21 protein-coding genes are annotated in these 21,980 nt (G+C 68.7%); 10 read left to right on the top strand and 11 right to left on the bottom strand.

The features are described 5' to 3' along the window. Positions 1-5: 5 nt before the first annotated feature. The 3 genes from QHF83_RS00295 to QHF83_RS00285 are packed head-to-tail and all read left to right on the top strand — an operon-like array spanning position 6 to position 4,361. The gene (locus QHF83_RS00295) at positions 6-2,084 is read left to right on the top strand and encodes a response regulator (protein ID WP_282415691.1); all 2,079 of its coding nucleotides are present in this window, start codon (positions 6-8) and stop codon (positions 2,082-2,084) included. After that, positions 2,081-3,235: a chemotaxis-specific protein-glutamate methyltransferase CheB gene (cheB, locus tag QHF83_RS00290; RefSeq protein ID WP_282415690.1), complete on the top strand. Its 1,155-nt coding sequence runs from the start codon at positions 2,081-2,083 to the stop codon at positions 3,233-3,235. Before QHF83_RS00295 ends, cheB begins: the two co-directional genes overlap by 4 nt. 28 nt (positions 3,236-3,263) lie before the next feature. Beyond that, positions 3,264-4,361 (top strand): response regulator, encoded by a 1,098-nt coding sequence (locus tag QHF83_RS00285; protein WP_282415689.1) that lies wholly within the window; start codon positions 3,264-3,266, stop codon positions 4,359-4,361. Between the two features lie 148 nt (positions 4,362-4,509). On the opposite strand, the gene QHF83_RS00280 is transcribed toward QHF83_RS00285, so the two are convergent. The 6 genes from QHF83_RS00280 to QHF83_RS00255 all read right to left on the bottom strand — a co-directional run bounded on the left by QHF83_RS00280 (position 4,510) and on the right by QHF83_RS00255 (position 9,898). Further along, complete coding sequence (locus QHF83_RS00280) at positions 4,510-5,541, bottom strand: sigma-70 family RNA polymerase sigma factor (protein WP_282415688.1); 1,032 nt, start codon at positions 5,539-5,541, stop codon at positions 4,510-4,512. Between the two features lie 12 nt (positions 5,542-5,553). Continuing rightward, the gene (locus tag QHF83_RS00275) at positions 5,554-6,243 is read right to left on the bottom strand and encodes a hypothetical protein (protein ID WP_282415687.1); all 690 of its coding nucleotides are present in this window, start codon (positions 6,241-6,243) and stop codon (positions 5,554-5,556) included. 14 nt (positions 6,244-6,257) lie between these two features. After that, a complete protein-coding gene (locus QHF83_RS00270; RefSeq protein ID WP_282415686.1) occupies positions 6,258-7,352 on the bottom strand; it encodes a hypothetical protein in 1,095 nt (364 codons plus the stop codon). A gap of 607 nt (positions 7,353-7,959) precedes the next feature. Then, positions 7,960-8,592 carry a DUF4304 domain-containing protein gene (locus QHF83_RS00265; protein WP_282415685.1) on the bottom strand — a complete coding sequence of 211 codons (633 nt, stop codon included), beginning with the start codon at positions 8,590-8,592 and terminating at the stop codon, positions 7,960-7,962. A gap of 19 nt (positions 8,593-8,611) precedes the next feature. After that, a complete protein-coding gene (locus tag QHF83_RS00260; protein WP_282415684.1) occupies positions 8,612-8,857 on the bottom strand; it encodes a hypothetical protein in 246 nt (81 codons plus the stop codon). A 42-nt stretch (positions 8,858-8,899) separates the two neighbouring features. Further along, positions 8,900-9,898 carry a hypothetical protein gene (locus tag QHF83_RS00255; protein WP_282415683.1) on the bottom strand — a complete coding sequence of 333 codons (999 nt, stop codon included), beginning with the start codon at positions 9,896-9,898 and terminating at the stop codon, positions 8,900-8,902. A 748-nt stretch (positions 9,899-10,646) separates the two neighbouring features. Between QHF83_RS00255 and QHF83_RS00250 the strand changes: the two genes are divergently transcribed. The 5 genes from QHF83_RS00250 to QHF83_RS00230 all read left to right on the top strand — a co-directional run bounded on the left by QHF83_RS00250 (position 10,647) and on the right by QHF83_RS00230 (position 14,419). Next, a complete protein-coding gene (locus tag QHF83_RS00250) occupies positions 10,647-11,522 on the top strand; it encodes a hypothetical protein (protein WP_282415682.1) in 876 nt (291 codons plus the stop codon). 138 nt (positions 11,523-11,660) lie between these two features. Continuing rightward, entirely contained in the window at positions 11,661-11,993 is a 333-nt protein-coding gene (locus QHF83_RS00245) for a hypothetical protein (protein WP_282415681.1), read from the top strand. After that, complete coding sequence (locus tag QHF83_RS00240; RefSeq protein ID WP_282415680.1) at positions 11,917-12,738, top strand: Smr/MutS family protein; 822 nt, start codon at positions 11,917-11,919, stop codon at positions 12,736-12,738. Before QHF83_RS00245 ends, QHF83_RS00240 begins: the two co-directional genes overlap by 77 nt. 110 nt (positions 12,739-12,848) lie before the next feature. Further along, positions 12,849-13,769 carry a branched-chain amino acid transaminase gene (locus QHF83_RS00235; protein ID WP_282415679.1) on the top strand — a complete coding sequence of 307 codons (921 nt, stop codon included), beginning with the start codon at positions 12,849-12,851 and terminating at the stop codon, positions 13,767-13,769. Between the two features lie 2 nt (positions 13,770-13,771). Then, a complete protein-coding gene (locus QHF83_RS00230) occupies positions 13,772-14,419 on the top strand; it encodes a hypothetical protein (protein WP_282415678.1) in 648 nt (215 codons plus the stop codon). On the opposite strand, the gene QHF83_RS00225 is transcribed toward QHF83_RS00230, so the two are convergent. From QHF83_RS00225 to QHF83_RS00215, 3 genes are read right to left on the bottom strand one after another with little or no spacing between them, the layout of a single operon-like run. After that, positions 14,416-15,036, bottom strand: a complete 621-nt coding sequence (locus tag QHF83_RS00225; RefSeq protein WP_282415677.1) for a hypothetical protein — start codon at positions 15,034-15,036, stop codon at positions 14,416-14,418. The two genes, QHF83_RS00230 and QHF83_RS00225, sit on opposite strands and share 4 nt — an antisense overlap. 17 nt (positions 15,037-15,053) lie before the next feature. Further along, a complete protein-coding gene (locus tag QHF83_RS00220) occupies positions 15,054-16,145 on the bottom strand; it encodes a hypothetical protein (protein ID WP_282415676.1) in 1,092 nt (363 codons plus the stop codon). Next, on the bottom strand, positions 16,142-16,984 hold the full coding sequence (locus QHF83_RS00215) for a hypothetical protein (RefSeq protein WP_282415675.1): 843 nt from the start codon (positions 16,982-16,984) through the stop codon (positions 16,142-16,144). Before QHF83_RS00215 ends, QHF83_RS00220 begins: the two co-directional genes overlap by 4 nt. A 558-nt stretch (positions 16,985-17,542) precedes the next feature. Between QHF83_RS00215 and QHF83_RS00210 the strand changes: the two genes are divergently transcribed. Then, the gene (locus QHF83_RS00210) at positions 17,543-18,397 is read left to right on the top strand and encodes an OmpA family protein (protein WP_282415674.1); all 855 of its coding nucleotides are present in this window, start codon (positions 17,543-17,545) and stop codon (positions 18,395-18,397) included. Between the two features lie 30 nt (positions 18,398-18,427). Here the strand turns inward: QHF83_RS00210 and QHF83_RS00205 are convergent, their stop codons facing one another. Continuing rightward, the gene (locus QHF83_RS00205; protein ID WP_282415673.1) at positions 18,428-19,162 is read right to left on the bottom strand and encodes a hypothetical protein; all 735 of its coding nucleotides are present in this window, start codon (positions 19,160-19,162) and stop codon (positions 18,428-18,430) included. Positions 19,163-19,218: 56 nt separating this feature from the next. Between QHF83_RS00205 and QHF83_RS00200 the strand changes: the two genes are divergently transcribed. Beyond that, positions 19,219-20,616 (top strand): cytochrome P450, encoded by a 1,398-nt coding sequence (locus QHF83_RS00200; protein WP_282415672.1) that lies wholly within the window; start codon positions 19,219-19,221, stop codon positions 20,614-20,616. Between the two features lies 1 nt (position 20,617). Here the strand turns inward: QHF83_RS00200 and QHF83_RS00195 are convergent, their stop codons facing one another. Continuing rightward, on the bottom strand, positions 20,618-21,295 hold the full coding sequence (locus QHF83_RS00195) for a VTT domain-containing protein (RefSeq protein WP_282415671.1): 678 nt from the start codon (positions 21,293-21,295) through the stop codon (positions 20,618-20,620). Positions 21,296-21,980: the final 685 nt, after the last annotated feature.

The raw sequence follows: 21,980 nt of genomic DNA, 5'->3' as shown, positions 1-21,980 counted from the left end.
CGCCCATGAACGAGCTCGAGGATTATTTCCGCGACGAGGCGAACGAAATCGTCGAAGGGCTCACGCGGGATCTGCTCGCGCTGGAGAAAAACCCCGCCGATTCGGCGATCCTCGCGCGCTGCATGCGGCTCGCGCACACGCTGAAAGGCGCCGCGCGCGTGGTCCGGCAGACGCGCATCGGCGAGATGGCGCATACCATCGAGGACGCGCTCGCCCCGTTCCGCGACACCGACGAGACCATCACCAGCGATTACGTGAGCGACCTGCTCCGGATCCTCGAACGGATCCGCGAGGAGACCATGAAGCTCGGGGCCACGATCGCGCCCGGGCCCGCCTCCGACGGCAAGGGCAAGGGCACGACCAAGCCCGCGCCGCCGCCGATCGACGATCGGCTGGAGACGGTGCGCGTCGACATCGCCGACATGGACGCGCTGCTCGAAGGTTTGTCGGAAGCGTCCATCCAGATCGGCCCGCTGAACGGAGGCCTGGCCGCGCTGCAGCACGCGCTCCGGCTCGCGGTCCTCCTGCGCGAGGAGCTCGAACTCGGACAAACCATGGGCGAGCGCGGCCGAAGTCCCCGGCTCGCGGCGCAGTTCGCCGAGATCACGCAGAGCCTCGTGCACGCCGAGCGGGACATCAACGCGTCGCTCGGGCGGATCGAGCGCGAGCTCGGCGAGGTGCAGTCGCGCGCGGCGACGCTGCGGCTCCTGCCGGTCGGCGCGATCCTCGGCACGCTGGAGCTCACGGCACGGGATACGGCCGAGGCGCTCGGCAAGAACGTGAGCTTCTCGGCGCGAGGCGGCGAGGTGCGACTCGAAGGACACGTGCTCTCGGCCGTGCGCGATGCGCTCCTGCACGTGATCCGCAACGCGGTGGATCACGGCATCGAGACGTTCGAAGAGCGGCTCGCCTGGGGCAAGCCCGAGGCCGGCCGCATCCATCTCGACATCGAGCGGCGCGGTCGGATGGTCGCGTTCCGATGCAGCGACGACGGGCGCGGGATCGACGTCGCGGCCGTGCGAAAAGCCGCCGTGCATCGTGGCCTCGCCTCGAGCGAGGAAGAGCTCGACGAGGAGGCGACGCTCGCGCTCGTGTTCCGCTCGGGGCTCACGACGGCCGCGGAGGTGACGGAGATCTCGGGCCGCGGCGTGGGGCTCGACGTCGTGCGCGAGGTGGCGAGCCGGCTGCGCGGATCGGTGCGGCTCTCGAGCAAGCTCGGCGAAGGCACGACGATCGAGATCGAGGTGCCGGTGTCGCTCTCGTCGATCCCGGTGCTGTCCGTGATGTTCGGCGGATCGACGGCGCTCGTGCCGCTCGACGCCGTGCGCGGCACACGGCGCTTGACCGCGTCGGAGCGTCTGCAAGGGCCTGACGGGGAGCGGATCCTGTTCGGCGATCGGGCCGTGCCGTTCACCTCGCTCGGCGCGGTGCTCGCGTCCGAGGGCGAACGGCACGATCTGCCGGAGGCCTGCTCGGCGGTGATCGTGCAGTCGGGCGAGGCGTGGATCGCGCTCGGCGTGGATCGGCTGCTCGGCACGATGGACGTCGTGCTTCGGCCGCTGCCACCGGGCGCGGGAGCGCCGGCGGCCGTCGCGGGCGCGGCGTTCGACGCGCAGGGCGATCCGCTGCTCGTGCTCGATCCACCCGCGCTCGCGCGGACGGGCGCGCGACGCGGGGCGGCGATGGAGACGCGGCGCGAGGCGCCGAAGCGGCTGCCGATCCTGGTCATCGACGACTCGCTCACGACGCGGATGCTGGAGCAGAGCATCCTCGAGGCGGCTGGCTACGAGGTGGATCTCAGCGCGTCGGCGGAGGAGGGCCTGCGCAAGGCGAAGGCGCGCAAGTACGGCCTGTTCATCGTGGATGTCGAGATGCCCGGCATGGACGGCTTCGAGTTCACGGCGACAACGCGCGCGGATCCTGCGCTGCGCGACGTACCCGTCATCATCGTCACTTCGCTCGCCACCTCGAAGGATCGCGAGAAGGGCGCCGCGGCCGGAGCCTCCGCGTACATCGTGAAGGGCGAGTTCGACCAGAAGCACTTCGTCCGGAAGGTCGCCGAGCTTCTGGGAGCGGCTTCATGAGCAAGACACGCGTTCTCGTCATCGAAGATTCGCTCACCGTACGGCGCCGCCTCGTCCAGGCGCTCACGGCCGATCCGGGCTGCGAGGTCGTCGGCGAGGCCGAGGACGGGGCGCGGGGCATCGCGCTCTGCGAGTCGCTGCGCCCCGACGTCGTCACGCTGGATCTGATCCTGAAGAAGGGCAACGGCGTCGAGGTCACCGAGCACATCATGGCGTTCTGCCCGACGCCGATCGTGATCGTGTCGGCCTCGTTCAACCGCGGCGACATGATCAAGACCTACGACGCGCTCCGGGCCGGCGCGCTCGAGGTGATCGACAAGCCGACCGGCGACGAACCCGACGAGGCCTGGGCGAGGCGCTTCGTCGAGACGGTCAAGCTCGCCGCGAAGATCCGCGTGATCACGCACCCGCGGGCCAAGCTCAAGTCGAACCCATCGCTGGTGCAGCCGCCGGTTCCTCCCCGCGTCCGCCCGCCCGAGCGAACCCCCGAGCGAATCCCCGAGCGGATCCCGCCGCGCACCCCTGCCATGCCCGCGCCGGTCGCGCTTGCCGAGACGGCCACGTCGCACTCGCTCATCGCGATCGGCGCCTCCACCGGCGGGCCGGGCGCGCTCGTGCAGGCCCTGCGAGAGCTGCCCGAGACGTTCCCGCTCCCCGTGCTGCTCGTGATCCACATCGGCCAGCCCTTCGGCCGCGCGTTCGCCGATTGGCTCGACGGCATGGTGCCGCTCCCCGTCGTCGAGGCGAGGCACGGCGACCTTCTGCCTCTGCCGGGCGCGGGGCGCATCGTGATGGCGCCTCCCGAGCGTCATCTCGTCGTGCGCGCGGGGCGGCTCTGGCTCGACGACGGCCCGGAGCGGCACTCGTGCAAGCCCTCGGTCGACGTCCTGTTCGAGTCGGTCGCCACGGAGATCGGCAGGACGGCGATCGGCTGCCTGCTCACGGGCATGGGCAAGGACGGCGCGCTCGGCTTGCTCGCGATGAAGCGCGCCGGATCGACGACGCTCGTGCAGGACGAATCGACGTCGGTGGTCTTCGGCATGCCGCGGGAGGCCATCCGGCTCGGCGCGGCGAGCCGCATCCTCCCCATCGGCGACTTCGGACGCACCTTGCTCGCACTCGGTCGCCCGGTTCGAGGGGGAAACGTGTAAAAGGGAAGATCGCCAAAAAGGGGGCCCGATGAAGCCGCATGTCCTCGTGGTCGACGACAGCCTCACCGTTCGGATGGATCTACGCGGCGCGCTCTCGGCCGCCGGCTTCTCCGTGACCGCCTGTGAGACGAAGCGCGAAGCGGAAAAAGCCCTCCGCGAGCACACCTTCTCCCTCGCCGTGCTCGACGTCATCCTTCCCGACGGCAGCGGCATCGATCTGCTCGGCATGATCCGCGCGAGCGACGCGCTCTGCCATCTCCCCGTCATCGTCCTCTCCACCGAGGCCGAGGTGCGCGACCGCGTGAAGGGTTTGACCACGGGCGCCGACGAGTACGTGGGCAAACCCTACGACATCACCTACCTCGTCCGCCGCGCGCGCGCGCTCTGCGAGCGGACGAGCGGCGAAGAGACCGGCCCCGTCGCCGCCGCGCGCCGCATCCTCGCCGTCGACGACAGCCCCACGTTCCTCACGGAGCTCGCCTGCAAGCTGCGCGAAGATGGCCACGACGTCGTGCTCGCGCGCTCCGGCGTCGAAGCGCTCGAGCTCCTCGCGGTGCAGTCCGTCGACTGCGTGGTGCTCGACCTCGTGATGCCCGACGTCGACGGCCTCGAGACGCTGCGCAGGCTCCGCCGCATGCCGGGCCGCGAGTCCACGCCGACGGTCATGCTCACGGCGAGCGAGGATCCGGCCCTCGCGCGGCGCGCCACGGACGCGGGCGCGTCCGACTTCCTCCACAAGAGCGTGAACCTCGACGCCGTGCGCGCGAGGATCCGCAACCTCCTCCGCAGCCGTCGCGCCGCGCAGGCGAGCGCTGCACCTTCGCGCCCGGCGAGCGCCGACAGACCGCCCGCCTCGCGACCGCGCGACGCGGCCTCCGAGGGACCCCTCTTCGCGCGCATCGTCGCAGCGATGGGGCTCTCGCCGCTGCTCGCGCGGAACGTGCTCTCGAAGGCGTGCGGCCGCGCCGGCGTCGACGTGAGCGCGCTCGGCGCTGACGGGCTCCGGCGAGCTCTGCCGTGCATCCGCGAGGCCCTCCACATGTTCTACTCCGCCGAGGAGGCGCAGCGCCGCGCGCAGGAGATGGCCGCGTTGGTCGCGCCCTCCTCGGATCATCCGGAGGCGTGAGCCGTTCCCAGAGAGAGCGCCGAGGACGCGCCATCCCCATCTGCTCGCGAGGCTCGGGGAGTGATCGCCGCGCGTGGTCGGCAGCGGCGACCGGTGTGCTCGCCCAAGCCAATGTTTTTCGGAGTCGGGTATCCGCGCGCCTTGCGCTCTACGGATGGAGGCTCTGGAGCTCTCGGCAGAAGACGCTGTCAGGGCCGGCCAGGCGGCACGCCTCGGCGGCGCTCTTCTTGTCGCCTCGCTCGTGGGCGGTCACGGCGGCGCGTCCGAGCGAGCGCGGCCCCGCGTCCTTGGGCACGTCCGGTGGACAGGGGGGCGTGCGTGGCGCCGGCGGGGACGGCGGGCACAGGGGCGGCGGCTCGACCGTCGGGTTGGGTGGCTGCATGGGGTCGGTCACGAGCGGGACCACGCCACCGGGCCGGAGGTCGGGCATCACGAGCGCGAGGTGATTCGCCCACGGCGCCTCCCTCCGCGACAGGAGATAGAGGAGAAGGGCGACGACGCCGGCCGCGGCAGCGCAGCAACGGGCGAACGGCTCCCACGCCACGCGCGAGGGGCCTGCCGGCATGCCCGCGGCGGGAATGGACGTCCATACCGCTGGCCGCTCGCTCGACGCGGCGTCCTCCGTCTCGGTCCCGCCGGACCTCTCCACGAGGAACGGCAGCACCGCCGCCCGCCGTGCGTCTTCGACGCCCATGCGCAGAAGCGCCTCGCGCATTTTCTTGTTGACCCGTCGCAGAGTCGCATCGACGGCATCCTCCGTGCGGTCGAACGAGCCGGCGATTTCTCGGATCGAGAGCTCGTCGAAGAACCGCACCGCGACCATCTCGCGCTCCTGGGTGGGCAGGAAAGCGAGGATGTGGTGGAGGAGCGAATCCGTTTCGTGATTCGAGGCTTCACGCTCGGGGGTCGACGGGGCGACGTCCTCTTCCCGGAGGAGCGGCGCGGCCACTTCGCGCACGCGGGCGCGCTTGCGATGGGCGTAGGCCACCGTGCGCATCTGGTAATGCACCCAGCCGCCGATTTCCCGGGTCGGATCGTACTCCTCGCGCTTCTTCCAGCACTGGAGGAGCGTCTCTTGCACGAGGTCCGGCACGTCGCTCGCCGAAAACCGGCGGGAGAGCCAGGCTTGTAGCTTGGTCCGTTGCGACTCCAGCGCTCTTGTGAATTCGCGGTCGTCCATGGAAGCCTCGGGTCAACCCAGACAGCAGAGGGTGCGGGTTCCTTTGGGCGCGACGTCTCCCTCGGGCGCGCCGCAGGCGCCGGGCGGGCAAGTGCGTTCGTCCGCGAATCCTTCGTAGACGACAACCCGCTCCGCGTAGCTCTCGGGCGGGCAATCGTGTTCGCCCGCCGCGTACACGCATTGTCGGAAGCCCTCGGGCGGCGCGGGCGCGCAGTGCTCGTCGGGCTCGCATCGTCCGAAGGCGCTGCCCTCGCACACGCGCGCCATGCGGCGAAAGGACGGCTTCGGAGGAACGGGCGGCACGGTGGCGAACGAGGGACCGCGGGAGCAAGGACCGCACGACTTCGGCGGGACAACGAGGTCGGTGTACCAGACGAATTGCTCGACGGGGGCGTTGTCCGGGCAATCCGGCGCGCTGCCGTCGTTGGGGCCGATCCAGACGAGGACAGGATAAGAGCTGTCGCCCGGGTGGAGGGGCACGCAGTCCCCGTCGCAGGTGAAGTCACAGGCGCCGGCGTTGCTGCTGCTCTTGCCGGCGTCCTCCTCGTCGCCGCCGTCGGGGCCGGCGTCGGGGGCTTGGCCGCCTTCACCACCGCCAGCGTCCAGCAGGACGAAGTCCGCTACACCATCGACGCATGATGCGCCAATGATACCAAATACGATGGCCGTTACCGCCAGTGTCGCGATCTGCTTTGCCCTCATGACCTATCCTCCGTTCAATCGAAAAGAAATGCAGATACGGCAAGACCAAGGGCGACCCTCATCGACGGGGACCGCCAATAATAAGCCGGAATGGTAGGGGCATCCAAACGCGCGGCTCGGAACACGATATTTCGGATCTCTCCGCTTACATCGGTGTACCCTAGCAGTGTGAAGCGAGAGCTGAACTGCCACCGCGCCGCTATTCGTCCACCAAAACCGAGCGATGACGTATCGGCGGACTGGAGCTGTCCTACCTTGTCCAGATCGAAATTGAGACGGCTGCCATTCACCACCGCACAAAGATCAATAAACTTTGCGATCCCACAACCCAACAATGCAATATTGACGACCGATGTGCGCCCTGGCGCTGGCGGCTCCCCGATGCCCAACGCTGGCGTGATCAAAGCACGCACGTCCATGCCGAGGGCGAACCTCTGCCAGCGCAACCCGACCATCCCACTCCCGCCTACCGCGACACTCGGCAACCCGTACAGCGACATCGCCGGCCCGAGCGCCCCCTCCATCTGGAGAGCGGTCTGCTCTTCCCCCGCAGGCCCCGGCGCCTGCTGCGCCCACCTCGGCGCCGTCCCCTCCCACGGCGTCAGCGGCGCCTCCGACGGCTCCCCCGCCATCGAGTCCAGGAACGCCTCCGGCATCACCATCCGCAGCTCGGGGCTCTCCACCTCGAACACCGGCGGCGCGAGCAGCCACGGCGGCGGCTCCTCTCCCTGCCATCCGCCCGGGCCAAACCGGATCCGGATCAGGGTCGCCGCATCATAAAGGAGCTCCCGGCAGTCTTGGCTCGTGACCACCCGCCGCCACTCACCATCCTCCGCCGGGTTTGGCGCGGATAGCTCGGCCTCGATCCCCCTGCCGTTCGTCCGGGTCTCGATGCGCAGCGTGGCCGCCGCGTCGTCACGGACGAGCAGATATCCGAACTCGCCCGCGAGGATCAGGCCAAACTCGTCCGCGTTCGGGCACCCGCGCTCCGGGAGGTTGGCGTGGTAATCCAGACGGAACGCAATCTGCGGGGGAGGCTCGGCGGCGGAGCTACCCGAGAGCGCCAGGACGGCGCATGCGGCGGCGACAGCAACAACCCGTTCTATCATGACGAACCCCACGTTGCCGGAGTTTGGCCGGGACCGCAAGGGGGGTTCGTCCAGGGAGCCGACGCGGAGCCGTATCGCCCGTCTGGGCTCGAACGACAGCGGCTCCGCGCCGGCTTCCGGGGAGAGGGCCTATCTTATGCAGCCACGGATGTCAAGCCCCGGGACAAACGTTCGGTTCCGGGACGAACGCGAGGTGGGGGAGCACTTGCCGTCGAACGGCAAGTGCCCGGCGACCGTCGCCGGTGGGTCCATCCGCGGCCCAGGGCCGGCCATGTTTTGCGCATGGCGAGCTCCTACCGCTCGCCTGCCACCCGGGCAATCAGACAAACCTGGGGGCCTGCTGTCGCGGATGGACACAAAAAGGGGAGGCTGACGCGAGCGTCTTGGTGCTACTCGGGGTCACGAGCGCACGCCCAGCGTCAGCCTCCGGGGACAATCCTTAACCGAGACAAACGCGCTTGTCAAGTCCCTGGGCAAACTTTCGGTTCCGGGACGAACGCGAGGCGGGGGAGCACTTGCCGCCGAACGGGAACAGCCCGGCGACCGTCGCCGGTGGGTCCATCCGCGGCCCAGGGCAGGCCATGTCTTGTGTTGAAAGGCGCCTGCGTCAGTCGTCGTCACAGGAGAATCGCGCGAAGAACGCCTCGTCGGTCTTGGCACCATAGCGCTTCTTGGTCTTCGACTTCTCCCGCTCGATGCATTCGCGACACTTGTCCTTGCACCCGAGCTGCTTCCAGAGGATCGCGGCAAAGAAGAGCTCGAACGTATCTTCACGGGGATTGATGAGCCGGTCCTCCTTCCTGCGGGGCTGCGAGAAGAACTCCGCGATCGCGCGTTCGTCACGGAACCGGTCGAAGAAGGGCAGGGCCGCGGTTTCCACGAGCGTCCGCAGTTCTTGCCCGATCTCGTCGTCCTTCACGGGCCCATCGGAGGACGTGAGATGCCACCACGGGTTGCCCGCCGGTGTAAGGAATCCGGGCCGCACGGTTAAGAGTCCCTGGAATGCTTGAGGCGCCTTTGGTTCTTCGCGGCTCGGATTGCCGTATGCCTGCTTGACCCCCGGCACGTAAATTCCGCAATTCGTGGTGAAGCTGTACTTGTCGGCCGTGTTGAGGTCGTCACTCTCGTGCTGGAAGAGGTGCTGGACGCTGCCCAGCTCCCGCACATACACGATCCCTCGTTTCTTGAAGCCCGCCTCGTGGAGCGTAGGCGTGACCCAGGTCTTGAAGATGTGGCTCATTCGGTCCCGCAGGACTCGCTTAGGGTTCATAGTAAATCACGCGCCCCTTCTTCCTCGCAGCCGCCTCGTATTTCTTCATCTGGCGTTTGCCTGCTTCTCTGCCCGTCGGCGTGTTTGGCTTCAGCTCGATGGGGTGCCCTTTGGGCGTGAGCGCGTCCGGTCGCAGCTCTCGGCCCGTCACAGGGTCCTCCAAACTTGGCCTGGGATCCCACCCCTTTCCCTCTTTCTCTTTCGCCTCGACCTTCTTCTTGAACTCCTCATGCACCTCCCGCCCCCGCGCCGCCGCCGGGTTCTCGCCTCCCCGCTTCTATTTCGCCTGCGGTGGAGGCTCCGCCGCGCTCCCGTTGCCCGCCTGCCCCCCCTGCCCCGCCGCCCCGCCGTTCGGCTTCGCGCCATTCGGCTTCCCGACCGGCTTGGTCCTCGTCTTGACCGTCGTCTTCGCCGCCGGCTGCGGCGTGCTTGCTCCCCCACCGCTCCCCGTTGACAGCGACTGCCCGTTGTGCGTCCCGGCGGGCTTCTTCTTGTCCTTCGGAATGAAGTTCTGGTGCCTCGCATGGCAAACTCCCTGAACGCACTCGTAGGCTCGCTCGAGCCGCGCGGTCTCCTCCGGGGTTTGTCTCCAGTCCTCGTACTGCCATACCTCACCCGGCTGTACCTCGCTCGGGTCCTTCGGCACGGGCGCCTCGACCGGGCGCGGTCGGTTCTCCGCGACGGCCTGCTCCGTGGGGGCCCGGTGGACGAGGACCCTCGTGCAAGCACGCGAGCCAGAGCCGCTCCGTCTTCTCGCCTGACCCGGCTCCCGATATGCCGTGCACCGCTCTTGCTCCGGCGGCCTCGCGATCGGTCGCGGCAGCGGCCTCGGCTCCTCGGCCTTCTTGGCCCCGTTCTTCTTCTCTTCGGCCTCTTTGGCCTTCGCCTTCGCCGCGACGACGCGGGGCTTCGGCTGCGGCGTCCGCGCGGGGCATTCGAGCTTGTTGTACGGAATCGGTAAGAGCCGCGCGCTCTCTGGAGGCGAGTCCGGGTCGAAAATGTATAGGAGACGGCCTTCGCGTCTCGCGCGGTCCACCTCCCGGGCCTCCAAGATTGGCGAGCCGTCGGAGGTGTCGAGTCCCCAGATTCGCTTGTCTTTCGGCACGTTCCGCGGACGTACGCAGACGTGGATGATGTTCGGCGCCTCGAAGATCCGGGCCATGGTGGGGTCGCGCGAAGAGGCGCACCCGGACAACACGAGCGACAGCGCGACGAGCGCGGCGAGACACCACGAGAGCAGCACGCTCCGCAGGCGGATCGATAGAGACGAGGCCATGACGGACCCCTCCGTGCACGCGAGGCCTCACCAAGCCACCCCCATGGCGCCGTGCGCCGGCTCGCGTTGTTCCTGGCCATCGGTTCTGCAACGAAGAGCGACGCGAGCGCAACTGAATCGCCGGCGCATCGGACGCGCAATGTCCGCACGTGAGCCGTCGCGCTGCGCTGTGGGGGGAGGCTGCGGGAGCGGCGGCAGCTCCGTCCACCGTTTTCCCGGTGTTTTCCCGGCATTCAACGCGCCCACATGCCGCAAGTCGTCCCGCAATGCGTCGACACGCCATTTCGGACGTTCGAACGGCCCGACGCACGCGTCGCCCTCCCGCTTCGGTCTCTCTTTCCGCAGGCGCGCCGCTTCGACGCGCCTCCTCGCGGGCTTGAACCGACACGTCGACGCGTCGCCTCCTCACTCTCTTCGCCCAAACCGCTCGGCCCGCATTGCCACGCAGGTTCGAGCGTCGGTCGACAGGCGGCGAAACACGTGCACCGCGCGCCTCCGGCGCCGCGAGCGCCCACGCAACCGCTCGCGCCCCCGTTCCACGCGCCCGCGGCACACCCGTCGACGTTCCGACCTCACTTCCGGCGCCCGAACCGCCCCCGCGACGCGTTGCGACGCCGCTTCAGCCGGCTCGAACGCCCCCGCAAACCGTCGCCGAGGCGTTCGAGCCCTCCCGCGCAGAGGACGGCGGCGTCGCCGGGCGGTCTCTGCCCTTGACGCCCGGTAAGCGCGCTCTCTCGCATCCGCCCCCATGGTTGGAATCAAGACCCTCCCCGAAACAGCGACCACGACGGCCGGCGAGGCACACTTCCGCTTCATGGCGGCCCGCATCCGACGCAACCCCTACGCGCAGGCGCTCGTCGCCGAGGTGGATGCATTCGAGTCGCGAATCGAGGCGGCCATCGCCGAGGAGAAGAACCTCCTCATCGCCGAGGCCTCCGCCGCCGCGGCCGTCGAATTCGCGGATCATGACCTCGATGATTCGGTCGATTTCGTCTGGGCCAACGTGGAAAAGGGCTCGCTCCTCGCGCAGCGGCTCTTCGGGGATCTGCGACCCAGCGAATTGAAGCGCCCCACGCTCGGCGGGCAGCTCGACATCATGAAGACCTGGCCCGAAGCGCTGGCGGAAGCCGATAAACCCGTGCTGAAGGACCACGCGCCCGTGGTCGCCGCGCGCGCGCTGGCAGGCACGCAGGCGGCGGACGAGAAGAGGACCGCCGCGCAGAAGCTCGTCGATTTCCGGACCATCGGCACGCGCGTCAAGCTGAACCAGGACCACAACAAATTGCGGAAGTCCCTCTTCGGCAAGCTGGGTGAGATCCAGCACGAGCACAAGCTCGGCGCCGGATGGGCAGAGTCGTTCTTCTTGCAGGAATCGGCCGAAGAGCCGAGCCTGAGCCTGCTCGACAAGAAGATCGGCGCGGCCACGGCAGAGCTCGACGCGTTGAAGAAGCAGCGCGAAATCCTCACCGCCCAGGAAGCGAAGATCGCCGCCCAACGGGCGCAAGCCGTCCAGCAAGAAAAGAAGGCGAAGCTCGAAGCGCTCCAGAAGCTCAAGGCCGAGCTCGCGGCGCAAGAGGCGGCGCTGCTCTCCGAGCTCGAAGGCGACACGACGGCGAAGTCGTAGCCACCGTACGGCTTGACAATCGCCTCCGTTTCCGCCTGCGCCTCCGCTTCTTCGCTCGCCATCGTTCACGCTCGAGCGCGCGCGGCGTCGCACGCGTTGACGCCTCGACACCTCGGCCCCTTTGCTACGCTCCGCGCCATGCGTGGTGATCCGGATGCAAGTGAGCTCTTCGAGCGCGTCCTCTCTCTCGTCGAGGCGATGGAGGAGAACCAGCGGCAGAAGGTCCTCTCCCTGGCGCGGCGCCTCTTGCCGGGGCTCACGCCGGAGGACATCCGCAATCCTCATGATTTCCCGGACCTCGACGACCCTGACTGGCACTTCGAAGATGGGCAACTGACGGGAATTCAGTCCGTGCGGTTTGCGCTACGGGCGCTCTCGGGTGAAGTTCTCTCTCATGGCGACCAAGGCGCGAGCCGGGCGGACGAGCACCAAGAAGACGCAGAAGAAGCCGAGCAAACAGGCGGCCGATAGCCCGTTCTTCCGCCCGTTCGCGAAGCTCGCGTCCAAGGGACGCAAGGGCAAAGCGGAGAAGGCCGAGAAGAACGACAAGGCCGCGAAGCCCGAAAAATCTGCGCCTGCGACGAAACAGGAAGGCGGCGCGAAGAAGCAGGCGTCGCAACGTGTACCTGTACAGTTGACGAACGAGCAGGCCGAGCCGGAGGTGCAACCGAGCGACGCCGAGACGTTCGCCATGTACATGGCGGGCGTGCGTACGCTCGAGGATCGCAAGGCGCGCGTCCCTCGCTCGGCCACGCCGATCGAGCCGAAATCCAAGGCTCCGCGCGTCATGAAGGACCACGACGCCGACGCGCGTCACATGCTGCACTCCCTCGTCGCCGAGGGCGTTCGCTTCGAGGTCACCGACGACGGCGAGCGCATCGAAGGCCGCAGGCTCGACGTCGATCCACGCGAGGTGCGACGCCTTCGACGCGGTGCGTATACGGTCGATGGTCGGCTCGATTTGCACGGCATGAGCGCAGGCGAGGCGCGTCGCGAGGTGGAAAAGTTCGTACGCAAACGGCGCGCGGACGGAGATCGTGTCGTGGCTTTGATCCACGGTCGGGGGAACCACTCGCCGCGCGGCATCGGCGTGCTGCGCGGCGAGATTGCGGCGTGGTTGAGCCAGGGTCCGGTCGCCCACCATGTGGCCGCGTTCGCGTCGGCCCCCGAGGACGAAGGCGGTACGGGAGTCGTGCTGGCGCTCTTGGCACGCTGACGGGATCGGGCTAGTTCCTCTCTCGCATTCCCCCTCGCAGCGGACGGCGAACGCGGGGGAAGCGGCATCAAACGAAGCGTCGGAACGACGAACCTCCGAAGGAGCGCGTGATGGTCGACAAGCTGAAGAAGATCTGGATGGAAGGCGAGTTCGTCGACTGGGACGACGCCAAGGTGCACATCCTGACGCACTCCTTGCACTACGGGCTCGGCGCCTTCGAAGGGATCCGCGCCTATCGCAGGACCGACGGCGGCACGTACGTGTTCCGGCTGAAGGAGCACATCGATCGGCTCTTCGACACGTGCAGGCTGCTCGCGATCCAGCCGCGGTTCACGCGGCAGCAGGTGTCCGACGCGACGGTGGAGTTCCTCCGCCAGAACGACATGCAGGAGGGCTACATCCGCCCGCTCGTGTACATGGGCGACGGGCCGATGGGCGTGTACGCGCACGACAACCCCGTGCGCACCACGGTCGTCGGGTGGCACTGGGGCGCGTACCTCGGCAAGGGCGCGACCGAGAACGGCATCCGCGCGAAGATCAGCGCGTTCGCCCGGCACCACATCAACGTGGGTTTGCCCAAGGCGAAGATGATGGGGCAGTACACGAACAGCTCGCTCGCCAAGCGCGAGGCGCGCATCGCCGGCTACAACGAGGCGATCCTGCTCGATCCGAACGGCTACGTCAGCGAGGGCTCGGGCGAGAACATCTTCATCGTGCGCCGCGGCCGTCTGCTCACGCCGCCGCTCTCGGCCTCGATCCTCGAGGGCATCACGCGCGACACGATCCTCACGCTCGCGCGCGAGGAGGGCATCCCGGCGGCGGAGGAGATGATCACGCGCGATCAGCTCTACCTCGCCGACGAGGCGTTCTTCACGGGCACGGCCGCCGAGGTCACGCCGATCCGCGAGGTCGACGATCGCACGATCGGCGAGGGCCAGGTCGGCGCGATCACGCGCAGGCTGCAGCAGCGCTTCTTCGGCATCGTGCGGGGCGAGGACAACTCGCACCCCGAGTGGCTCACGCGCGTCTGACCGTGCGCGCGCCCCTCGCGCTCGCCCTCGCCCTCCTCTGCGGCTGCGGCGGCGCGCCCTCTCCCCGGACAAACCCGCCGCGCCCGCTCCCCTCCGCGGGGAGCGCGGCGCCGAAGCCCGCGCCCGACGCGATCGCCGCGGCCACGTCCTTCACGACGTTCACCTCGGCGCGCTTCGACCTCTCCTTGCCGCTGCCCGACGGCGCGGCGTTCCGGGTCGACGATCGGACCGAGCGCTGGCTCGTGGCTCGTCACGAGGCGACGAGCTCGGTCCTGCTCGTCCGCACGTGGCGCGAGGACGAGGTCGGCGGCCGCGCGCGATGCGAGGCGCGCGCGCGCACCTGGCGCGACTTGCCTTCGCGCGACGGACGCCGCCTCGTCTCGGCCTCACGCCTCGCGGTGCCTCCGGATCACGACACCCTGGTCGAGGTCCTCCTCGGCCCACATTCCACGAACGGCGAGCCCACCGACGGCTTCGTCCTGGCCTTCGGCGGCTGGGCCAAGCGGTGCTTCGCGTACGTCTTCGCCACGCGCGACGCGAACGAGCGCGTCGTCATGGAGCGCCTCGCGGTCATGGTCGACGGATCGCTCCGGCGCATGCGCTTCCAGAGCGAGCTTGCGCCCGCGCGCTCCCGCGAGCGTTCGCCCTAGAGCTCCGCGAACGTCTGGCAGAACTTGCTCGTCTTCGCCTCGTCCTCCACGAGGATCCACGTCCCCTGCGAGGCCTCGCCGTTCGGCGACACGCCCAGCATCTCCGGTAGGACCAGACAAACCACCTCGTACCGCCCCTCGATCGTCCCCGCGGGGAACGCCTCGTCCTCCGTCTCGAACCGCCCCGTGATCTTGCCGGCTGACGTCCGCATCGACAGCGTCCCCGGGCCGATGACCTGCGCGCCGCTCTGCGACAGATGCGCGAGCGTCCCTCCGCCGTACCCGTCGGTGAGCGTCACCGAGAAGCTCTGTTCGAGCAGCGTATCCGTGCTGATGTCGAACGCCACGCTGAGCCCGTAGCCACGCCGATCGGCCGTCGAGAGCGTCACCGACGCCGTCGCCGGTGGTCCGTTCGGCAGCGACGCGCGCACCTCGATGCTCGCCGAATCGCCGCGGAAGACGCGACCGTCGGGCGTCCGGATCGTGAGGTCGTCGTTCACGGCCGTCGTCCGGAACGCGAACAGATCACTCACGTCACCCACAGAGCAGGCCGTGGTGCAGAGGGCTGCGGACGTGGCGCACGCGCGCAGCAGGAACAGGTTTCTCTCGTCCTTCATCGACGTATCCTCTGGCTTCAGCACCCGCAGTCGAGCACCTGGATGGTGAGCGGGTTGTGGATGACGTTGTCGCTCTCGGAGCTCTCCACGACCGCGTTGCCCGCGTCGACCTGGTGGTAGAGCCAGTACAAACCCTTCGGCGTGCCGCACGGCACCGTGGTCGTCACGCTCGGGTGGACCTGCTTCTCCGCGTTGACCGTCGCCCCGAACCATGTCCCGAGCGTGATCCCCGCCCACGCGTGCGCGGTCGGGCTCGTCGCGATGAAGAAGCGCTGGTCCGATGCCACCGTCTTCGTCCCGGTGTTGGCCGTGGTGAAGTGGAACGAGAACGTGTCGCCGCGGCAGCGCTGGATCGTCTGCCACGCGGCCGTGCTCTGGATCTTTCCGTTCGTGAGGCGCTGCGCGGAGGCCATCAGGTTCGTCTCGCCGACCGTCGACGGGTACAGGAAGCGCCCGCCAGCCGCGTCGTCCGGCATGGGCTGCGCGAACATCGCGCTCGGCCCGCCGCCGAGCGGCACAGGCGGCGAGGGCCGCATGATCGTGAAGTCGAGCGTGTGGTTGTCGGCGCCGCCCGGGGCCGAGATCGACAAACCGTGCGCATGGCCGAGCTCGTGGAGGAACGTGGACCTGCCCGTCCGCGTCGGGCTGTACGGGCAAGCGCCCGAAGCGAACGCCTCGTCGGGGTTGTCGAAGCTCTGCGTCGACAGGTTCGCGAGCAGCACGTTCACCTCGTCGATCCGATCGCAGCTCCGCACGACCACCGTCGTGCCGAGCGAGCCGTCGATGCTCGACGCCTCGACGAGCGCCACGTCGTTCCAGCCGTCGTCGAGATCCACCCAGCAGTGGTTCGCGGACCAGGATCCGTAGTGGTAGACGACGTCCTGCATGCCGCCGACGCCGCGCCACTGCCCGATCGCCGCGGCATAGGCCTTCGCCTGGCTCGAGCCCGACGGGATGCTGCAGAGATTCTGCACGAGCCCGAACGGCGACTTCCAACGGACGTTCTTGCCGTCGCACGTGAGGAAGCGGAACGCCTCGGCGCGGCTCGCGAGCAAGAGGCACGCGAGGACCAAGCACGCGGCGATGATCGACGGATGCACGCGCATCACGGCGCACCTCCGTCTTCACACACGGCGAGCTCCTTCGTCGACGTATCGGCGAGGCCCACGGGCGGGTCGAAGCATGCGAGCAGGCCCTCGGTGCTCGCGGGGCTCTCCGTGGGCGTGGGCGCGCGCCACGTCGTCACGCGCCGCCACGGACCGGCCGACACCGGCGCGGGCGAGAACGATCCGTGCGGCCACGCGCCCGTCGCGCGGGCGAACACGCGCAGCGCCTCGGCGAGCTCCGCGGCGTCGAGGGCTCGATCCACGTCGGCCTCCGTGATCCACGTCGAGAGCCGCGGCGGCGTCGAAGCATCGACCGCGCCGCTCGGCTGCGTCCAGAGCAGCGGCCCGGGCAGGACCTCCCGCGCGCCCACGGCCGCGACGAGCCGCCCGTAGGCATCCACGAGCGCGCGCTTCTTCCCCACGGTGTCCAGGCGGAACACGTGCTCGAAGGCGATCGGCGACAGCGTCCACTCGGTGTTGCGCAGGAACAGGAAGTACCGTTTGCCCGGGGCGAGCGCGGGCACGTGCGTCGCGACGATCTCCCGACCGTCGGGCAGATACCCGCCGAACGAGCGGATCTGGAGCGAGCTCGGCGGCGACTTGCCCAGCGATCCCAGGTGGACGAACACGTTCGTCACGGTCGCGACCGTCCGCGGCCCTTCGACCTCGTCGAAATGGAAGCTCACATCCTCGACGTCGCCTTCGATCACGGCGGCGGTTTGTCGCAGCACGTCGGCGAGCGTGTCCGCGGGCGAGGGGAGCGGGGCGGCGTGGGCCGCGCGGGCCCCGAGCGAGGCGCAGACGATCACGGAAGCGATGAAACTCGGACGGACGGATCGCATCGGACCTCCTCCGGCGCTTGGGTCTTTCTCGACGCGGCGGCGCGGCCGGAGTCGCGCGGGGCGTCGCCACCGCGCCTTCCTCCTGCCTGCGCGGCGGCGCGACCGGGCCGGGACGAACTAGGTCCCGGCGAACGCGAACGATCTGGCGCATCGGGAATAACCGAGCCATCGGGCTGTCGGGGCCGTTGGTTCGAGGACTTTCCCTTCTCTGTCAGGGAAGGGATGTATGCGACCGAGATCGGCGCGATCCCGCGGAGGATCCCGGGTCCGCCCGGTTTGTCTCTTTGGAGCCTGGTTTGTCTGTCTCGACGCCGCCGGTTTGTCCTTCGCGGCTGCGGCAAGCGAGCAAGATCACGACTCGGGACCAGACCGGAACCGGGAGGCAGGGGGTTCCCCGGGGCTTCGAAGCAAGAATCCCTACATGGAAGGCCGAGCGCGCGGGATCCGCCGGGGGCTTCCGATGGAATGGACTTTCGCGGGACGGACGACCTCGCTACGGTTCAAGGATTGCTCGTCCCAGGGACGTATTTTCCCCTGGGATGCACCGGGGAGAATGTCATGAACGTGCGCATCCTTACTGCCTCTGCCTTCGCCGCGGCGTTCGCCGTGAGCGGCTGCGGGTACTCCGAGGAAGAGTGGCAGGCGCAGCTCGACAAGTACAACCAGCTCCTGGCCGAGAAGAACTCGAACGACCAGGCCGCGGCGGCAGCGCAGAAGAAGCTCGCGGCGGAGCTCGCGGCGGAGCAGGCGAAGGTCTCTGACCTGACGAAGAAGCTCTCGGACGCCGGCGTCGACATCAGCAAGCTGAACGAGAGCCTGCAGGCGTCGGCGACGAAGGTGTCGGCGCTGAGCTCGACGCTCGAGGAGCGCGAGAAGGCGCTCGCCGAGTACAAGGCGCGCGCCAAGCAGCTCGAGCAGATCAAGGCGCGCTTCGAGATGCTGCGCAAGAAGCTCGACGAGCTCACGAAGCTCGGCCTCGCGGTGAACATCCGCAAGAACCGCATGGTCATCTCGCTCCCCGGCGACGTGCTCTTCGACTCGGGCCGCGAGACGCTGAAGAAAGAGGGTCAGGAGATCCTCTTGAAGGTCGCGAACATCGTCAAGAACGACGCCTCGCTGCTCGGCCGCGACTACCAGGTCGCCGGGCACACGGACAACAAGCCCCTCGCGGGCGGCGTCTTCCGCGACAACTGGGGTCTGTCGCTCATGCGCGCGCGCGAGGTGTTGCTCTACCTGGTGAGCGAGAAGGGCGGCAACATGCCGACCGCGAAGTGGAGCGCCGCCGGCTTCGGCGACACGGACCCGATCGCGTCGAACGACACGGACGAGGGCCGGCAGAAGAACCGCCGCTGCGACCTCATCGTGGTGCCGAGCGTCGAGGAGATGCTCGACCTCAAGGCGATCACGCAGTAACCGCGTCGCCTCTCCCGCCCCCCTCCCCTCTCAAGGGCAGCCGCCGTCGTCGTACCAGGGATTCTGGCTCTGGATCAGGCTGCACTGATCGAAGCACATCCCGCCGGCGCAGCCCTTCGCCTTCGCCCCGGTCACGGAACATGAAATGGGCATGCCCCAGCAAACGCCCGTGACCATGGGCGAGCAGGCGTTCGCCGCCGCGACCATGCGATTGCAATGGCGTCCCCCGGGGCAAGGCGTCTCAGGATCGCAGGTCACGGCCTCGGCCGCGGGGCAGGCGCCCGCCGATTTCACGCTCGACCCGAGCACCTCGGCGATCTCCGCATTCCAGTACGTGACGCCGTCGCACCCGCACACGAGGTCGGGGTCCTGCGATTGCAGCCCCGGAGGCGGCTTCTGCGCGCAAACGCCCGCCCCGCACCCGGGCGCATTGCAATAAAGACCCGGATCACACCCGGAGGCGCCCCCATTGCACGGCGCGCCCACACCATTGCCGCCCCCCACGCCACCGCCGCCGCTGCCGCTCGTGCTTGCGCTCCCGCCGCCGCTTCCGCTCGCGCTCCCGCCTCCGCCGCCGCTCCCGCCCCCGATTCCGCCGCTCCCGCCGCTCCCACCGCCGCTCCCGCCGGAGCCCCCGGACGCACCCGTCCCCGCGCCGGACGCCCCGCCCCCCGCGGTCCCCTCGCCTTCGTCACTGCAGGCCGCGACGACGGCGGACAGCCCGGCCGCAAATATCACCGAAATCAGGATCGATTGCGCTCGCATACCGGCATCTTACACCGGATCTCCCCCCGACGACGCCTCGCTGCTACGCTGCCCCCGTGACCTCCGTCTCCGCCTCGCGCTCGCCCTCCGCCCCCTTCGCGCCGGGACCTCGGGGTATGCCGTTCCTCGGCAACCTCCCCGCGCTTCGCCGCGACCGGATCCGCATCTTCCTCGAGGCCGCCGATACCTACGGCGACGTCGTCCGCTTTCAATTCGGCCCCGGCCCGCGGCACGTCGCCCACCTCCTCCGCCACCCCGACCACATCAAGTACGTCTTCGTCGACGCGGCCGAGCGTTTTACCAAACAAACCCCCGGCATCGACGCGATCCGCCCGGTCCTCGGCAACGGCTTGCTCACGAGCGAGGGCGCCTTCTGGCGCCGGCAGCGCCGCATTGCACAGCCGGCCTTTCACAAGCAACGCATCGCCGCGTTCGCCGGCGTCATGGTCCGCGCCGCCGACGAGCTCGTCGACGGCTGGATGCGAAGGCCCCGCCCCGACGCGCCCGTCGACGTCGCCGGCGAGATGATGCGCGTCGCCTTGCGCATCGTCACCGAGACCCTGCTCGGCACCGACGTGCCCATCGACGCCGCCGCGACGGCCTCTGCCCTCGACTTCATCCTCGACGACAGCCGCAAGAACCTCACGCGGCTCCTCAAGATCCCCCGGAGCGTGCCCACCCCCGACAATCGGCGATTTCAGGAGGCCATCGCCGTCCTCGACCGCGAGGTCTTCCGCATCATCGAGCACCGCCGCAAGGCGCGCGAGGGCGGGACCGACCTCGTCTCCATGCTCATGGCCACGCGCGACCCCGAGACCGGCGAAGGAATGACCGACCGCCAGCTCCGCGACGAGGTCATGACCATGTTCGCCGCGGGCCACGAGACCACGGCGAACGCGCTCGCCTGGACCTTTTATCTGCTCTCCACGCACCCCGACGTCCGGCGCCGCGCCCGCGCCGAGGTGTTCCGTGTCCTCGGCGACCGCCTCCCCGATTTCACCGACATCGGCGCCCTCGACCTCGTCGGCCGGGTGTTTCAGGAATCGATGCGCCTTTATCCGCCGGCGTGGATGATTTCCCGGCGCGTGGCCGAGGACGACGTCGTCGGGGGGTATTCGATCCCCAAGGACTCCCTCGCCCTCGTGAGCCCCTTCGTCACGCACCGGCACCCGTCGTACTGGGAGAACCCGGAAGGGTTCGATCCCGACCGCTTCGCCGGCGGCGCGCTCTCCCGGATGCCACGTTTTGCTTATTTTCCGTTCGGCGGCGGCGCGCGCCAGTGCATCGGATCGAGCTTCGCCATGGTCGAGGGGACGCTCGTGCTCGCCACGATCCTGCGCCGCGTCCGCCTCGACCTCGTCCCCGGACAGACCATCGAGCCCGAGCCGGGAATCACGCTCAGGCCCCGGGACGGCATCCACATGCGTGTCGTCCCCGAGCCGCTCCCGAGCTGAATTACGAGGATTTCACCTTCTCCGCGGCCGCCGCCTTCTTCGAGGCGAGGTGCGTCCGGATCGCGCCCACGACGGGCGGGAGCACCGAAATCACGATGATCAGGTAAACGACCTTCTCGATCTCCTTCGCGCCGAGCACCTTGCCGAGGAAGTAGCCGAGAAACGTCATCGACACGACCCAGCCGATGCCGCCGAACACGTTGAACATGATGAAGCGGCGATAGCTCATCTGGCCGATGCCGGCGACGACGGGCGCGAACGTGCGGGCGAACGGCATGAAGCGGGCGAGCACGATCGTCTTGCCGCCGTGCTTCTCGTAGAACTTCTGCGTGGCGATCAGGTAGTCGCGCCGGAAAAACAGGCTTTGCTCCCGGTTGAAGAGCCTCGGGCCCGCCTTGTACCCGATCGAGTAGCCCACCGTATCGCCCACGATCGCCATGACGCAGAGCACGGCGTTCAAGAGCAGGAGGTTCGAGAAGGTCGAGAGCTCGAGCGGGTTGATCATATTCGCGTTGACGAGCACGCCCGCCGTCACGAGCAGGGAGTCGCCCGGAAGGAAGAAACCCACGAGGAGCCCGGTCTCGGCGAAGATGATGGCCATGAGCACCGGGTAGCCGCCCCAGGTGAGCAGCTCCTCGAGGTGGCGCAGCTTGGAGAAGAACTCGCGTAGAAGGTCCACGGCCGACCGACTAGCGCACCTTCGGGTTTTTGTCGACGTTCTGCGCGCGCCCCTCCGGCCCCCGAGAACACCACCGATGCCGCACCCGCCGCGCGCCTGCGAGCTCGGGCGCGTGCGCGACCGCGAACTCCGTCGCCGCCCTGTAGACCGGCGCCGCGAGCGAAGGGACCCCGGAGGTGCTCGACGCGATACACGCCGCCGATACGAGACGGGTTCATTTCGGGCGACGCCATCTCGAGCAGGAACCTGTAGAGCCTCTTGAATGAAATGCCATCCATCGAGAACATGGGAGGATCGGCAAGATGGACAGAATCGACGGCCGCCTGCCCTCGTCATCGTAGGGCACCGTCACGTCCGTCCCGACCCGCCTCCCTCCCGCGCCCGAGGGGCACACGCTGGCGAAGACGCCGCGAATTTCCTCGATGAAGCGACAAATGGCCTCCATGGGCTTCCGTTATTGACGAATAGGCCGTGGTGTGCAGGGACGGGCGATGCTTCCCTGCACGGACGGACGCCGGGGCGACTCCGTATCGGTCGGGCGTGACAGTCCGTGCCGGTCATGTGCGGGAAGACGCTCGCTCCCTGTATCCGTCCTGATCGGACGGAACTCGCCTCCGGAGCGAAGGCACCACGAATTCACGCGGAAATGTGCTCGGGACCGGGTACGGCAGGCGCCTTGCAATTG

The organism is Polyangium sp. 15x6 (genome assembly GCF_029960785.1).
Classification (GTDB): Bacteria; Myxococcota_A; Polyangia; order Polyangiales; family Polyangiaceae; genus Polyangium.
The sequence above is the reverse complement of the archived record's forward strand: the minus strand, read 5'-3'. Positions and strand labels throughout refer to the sequence as shown.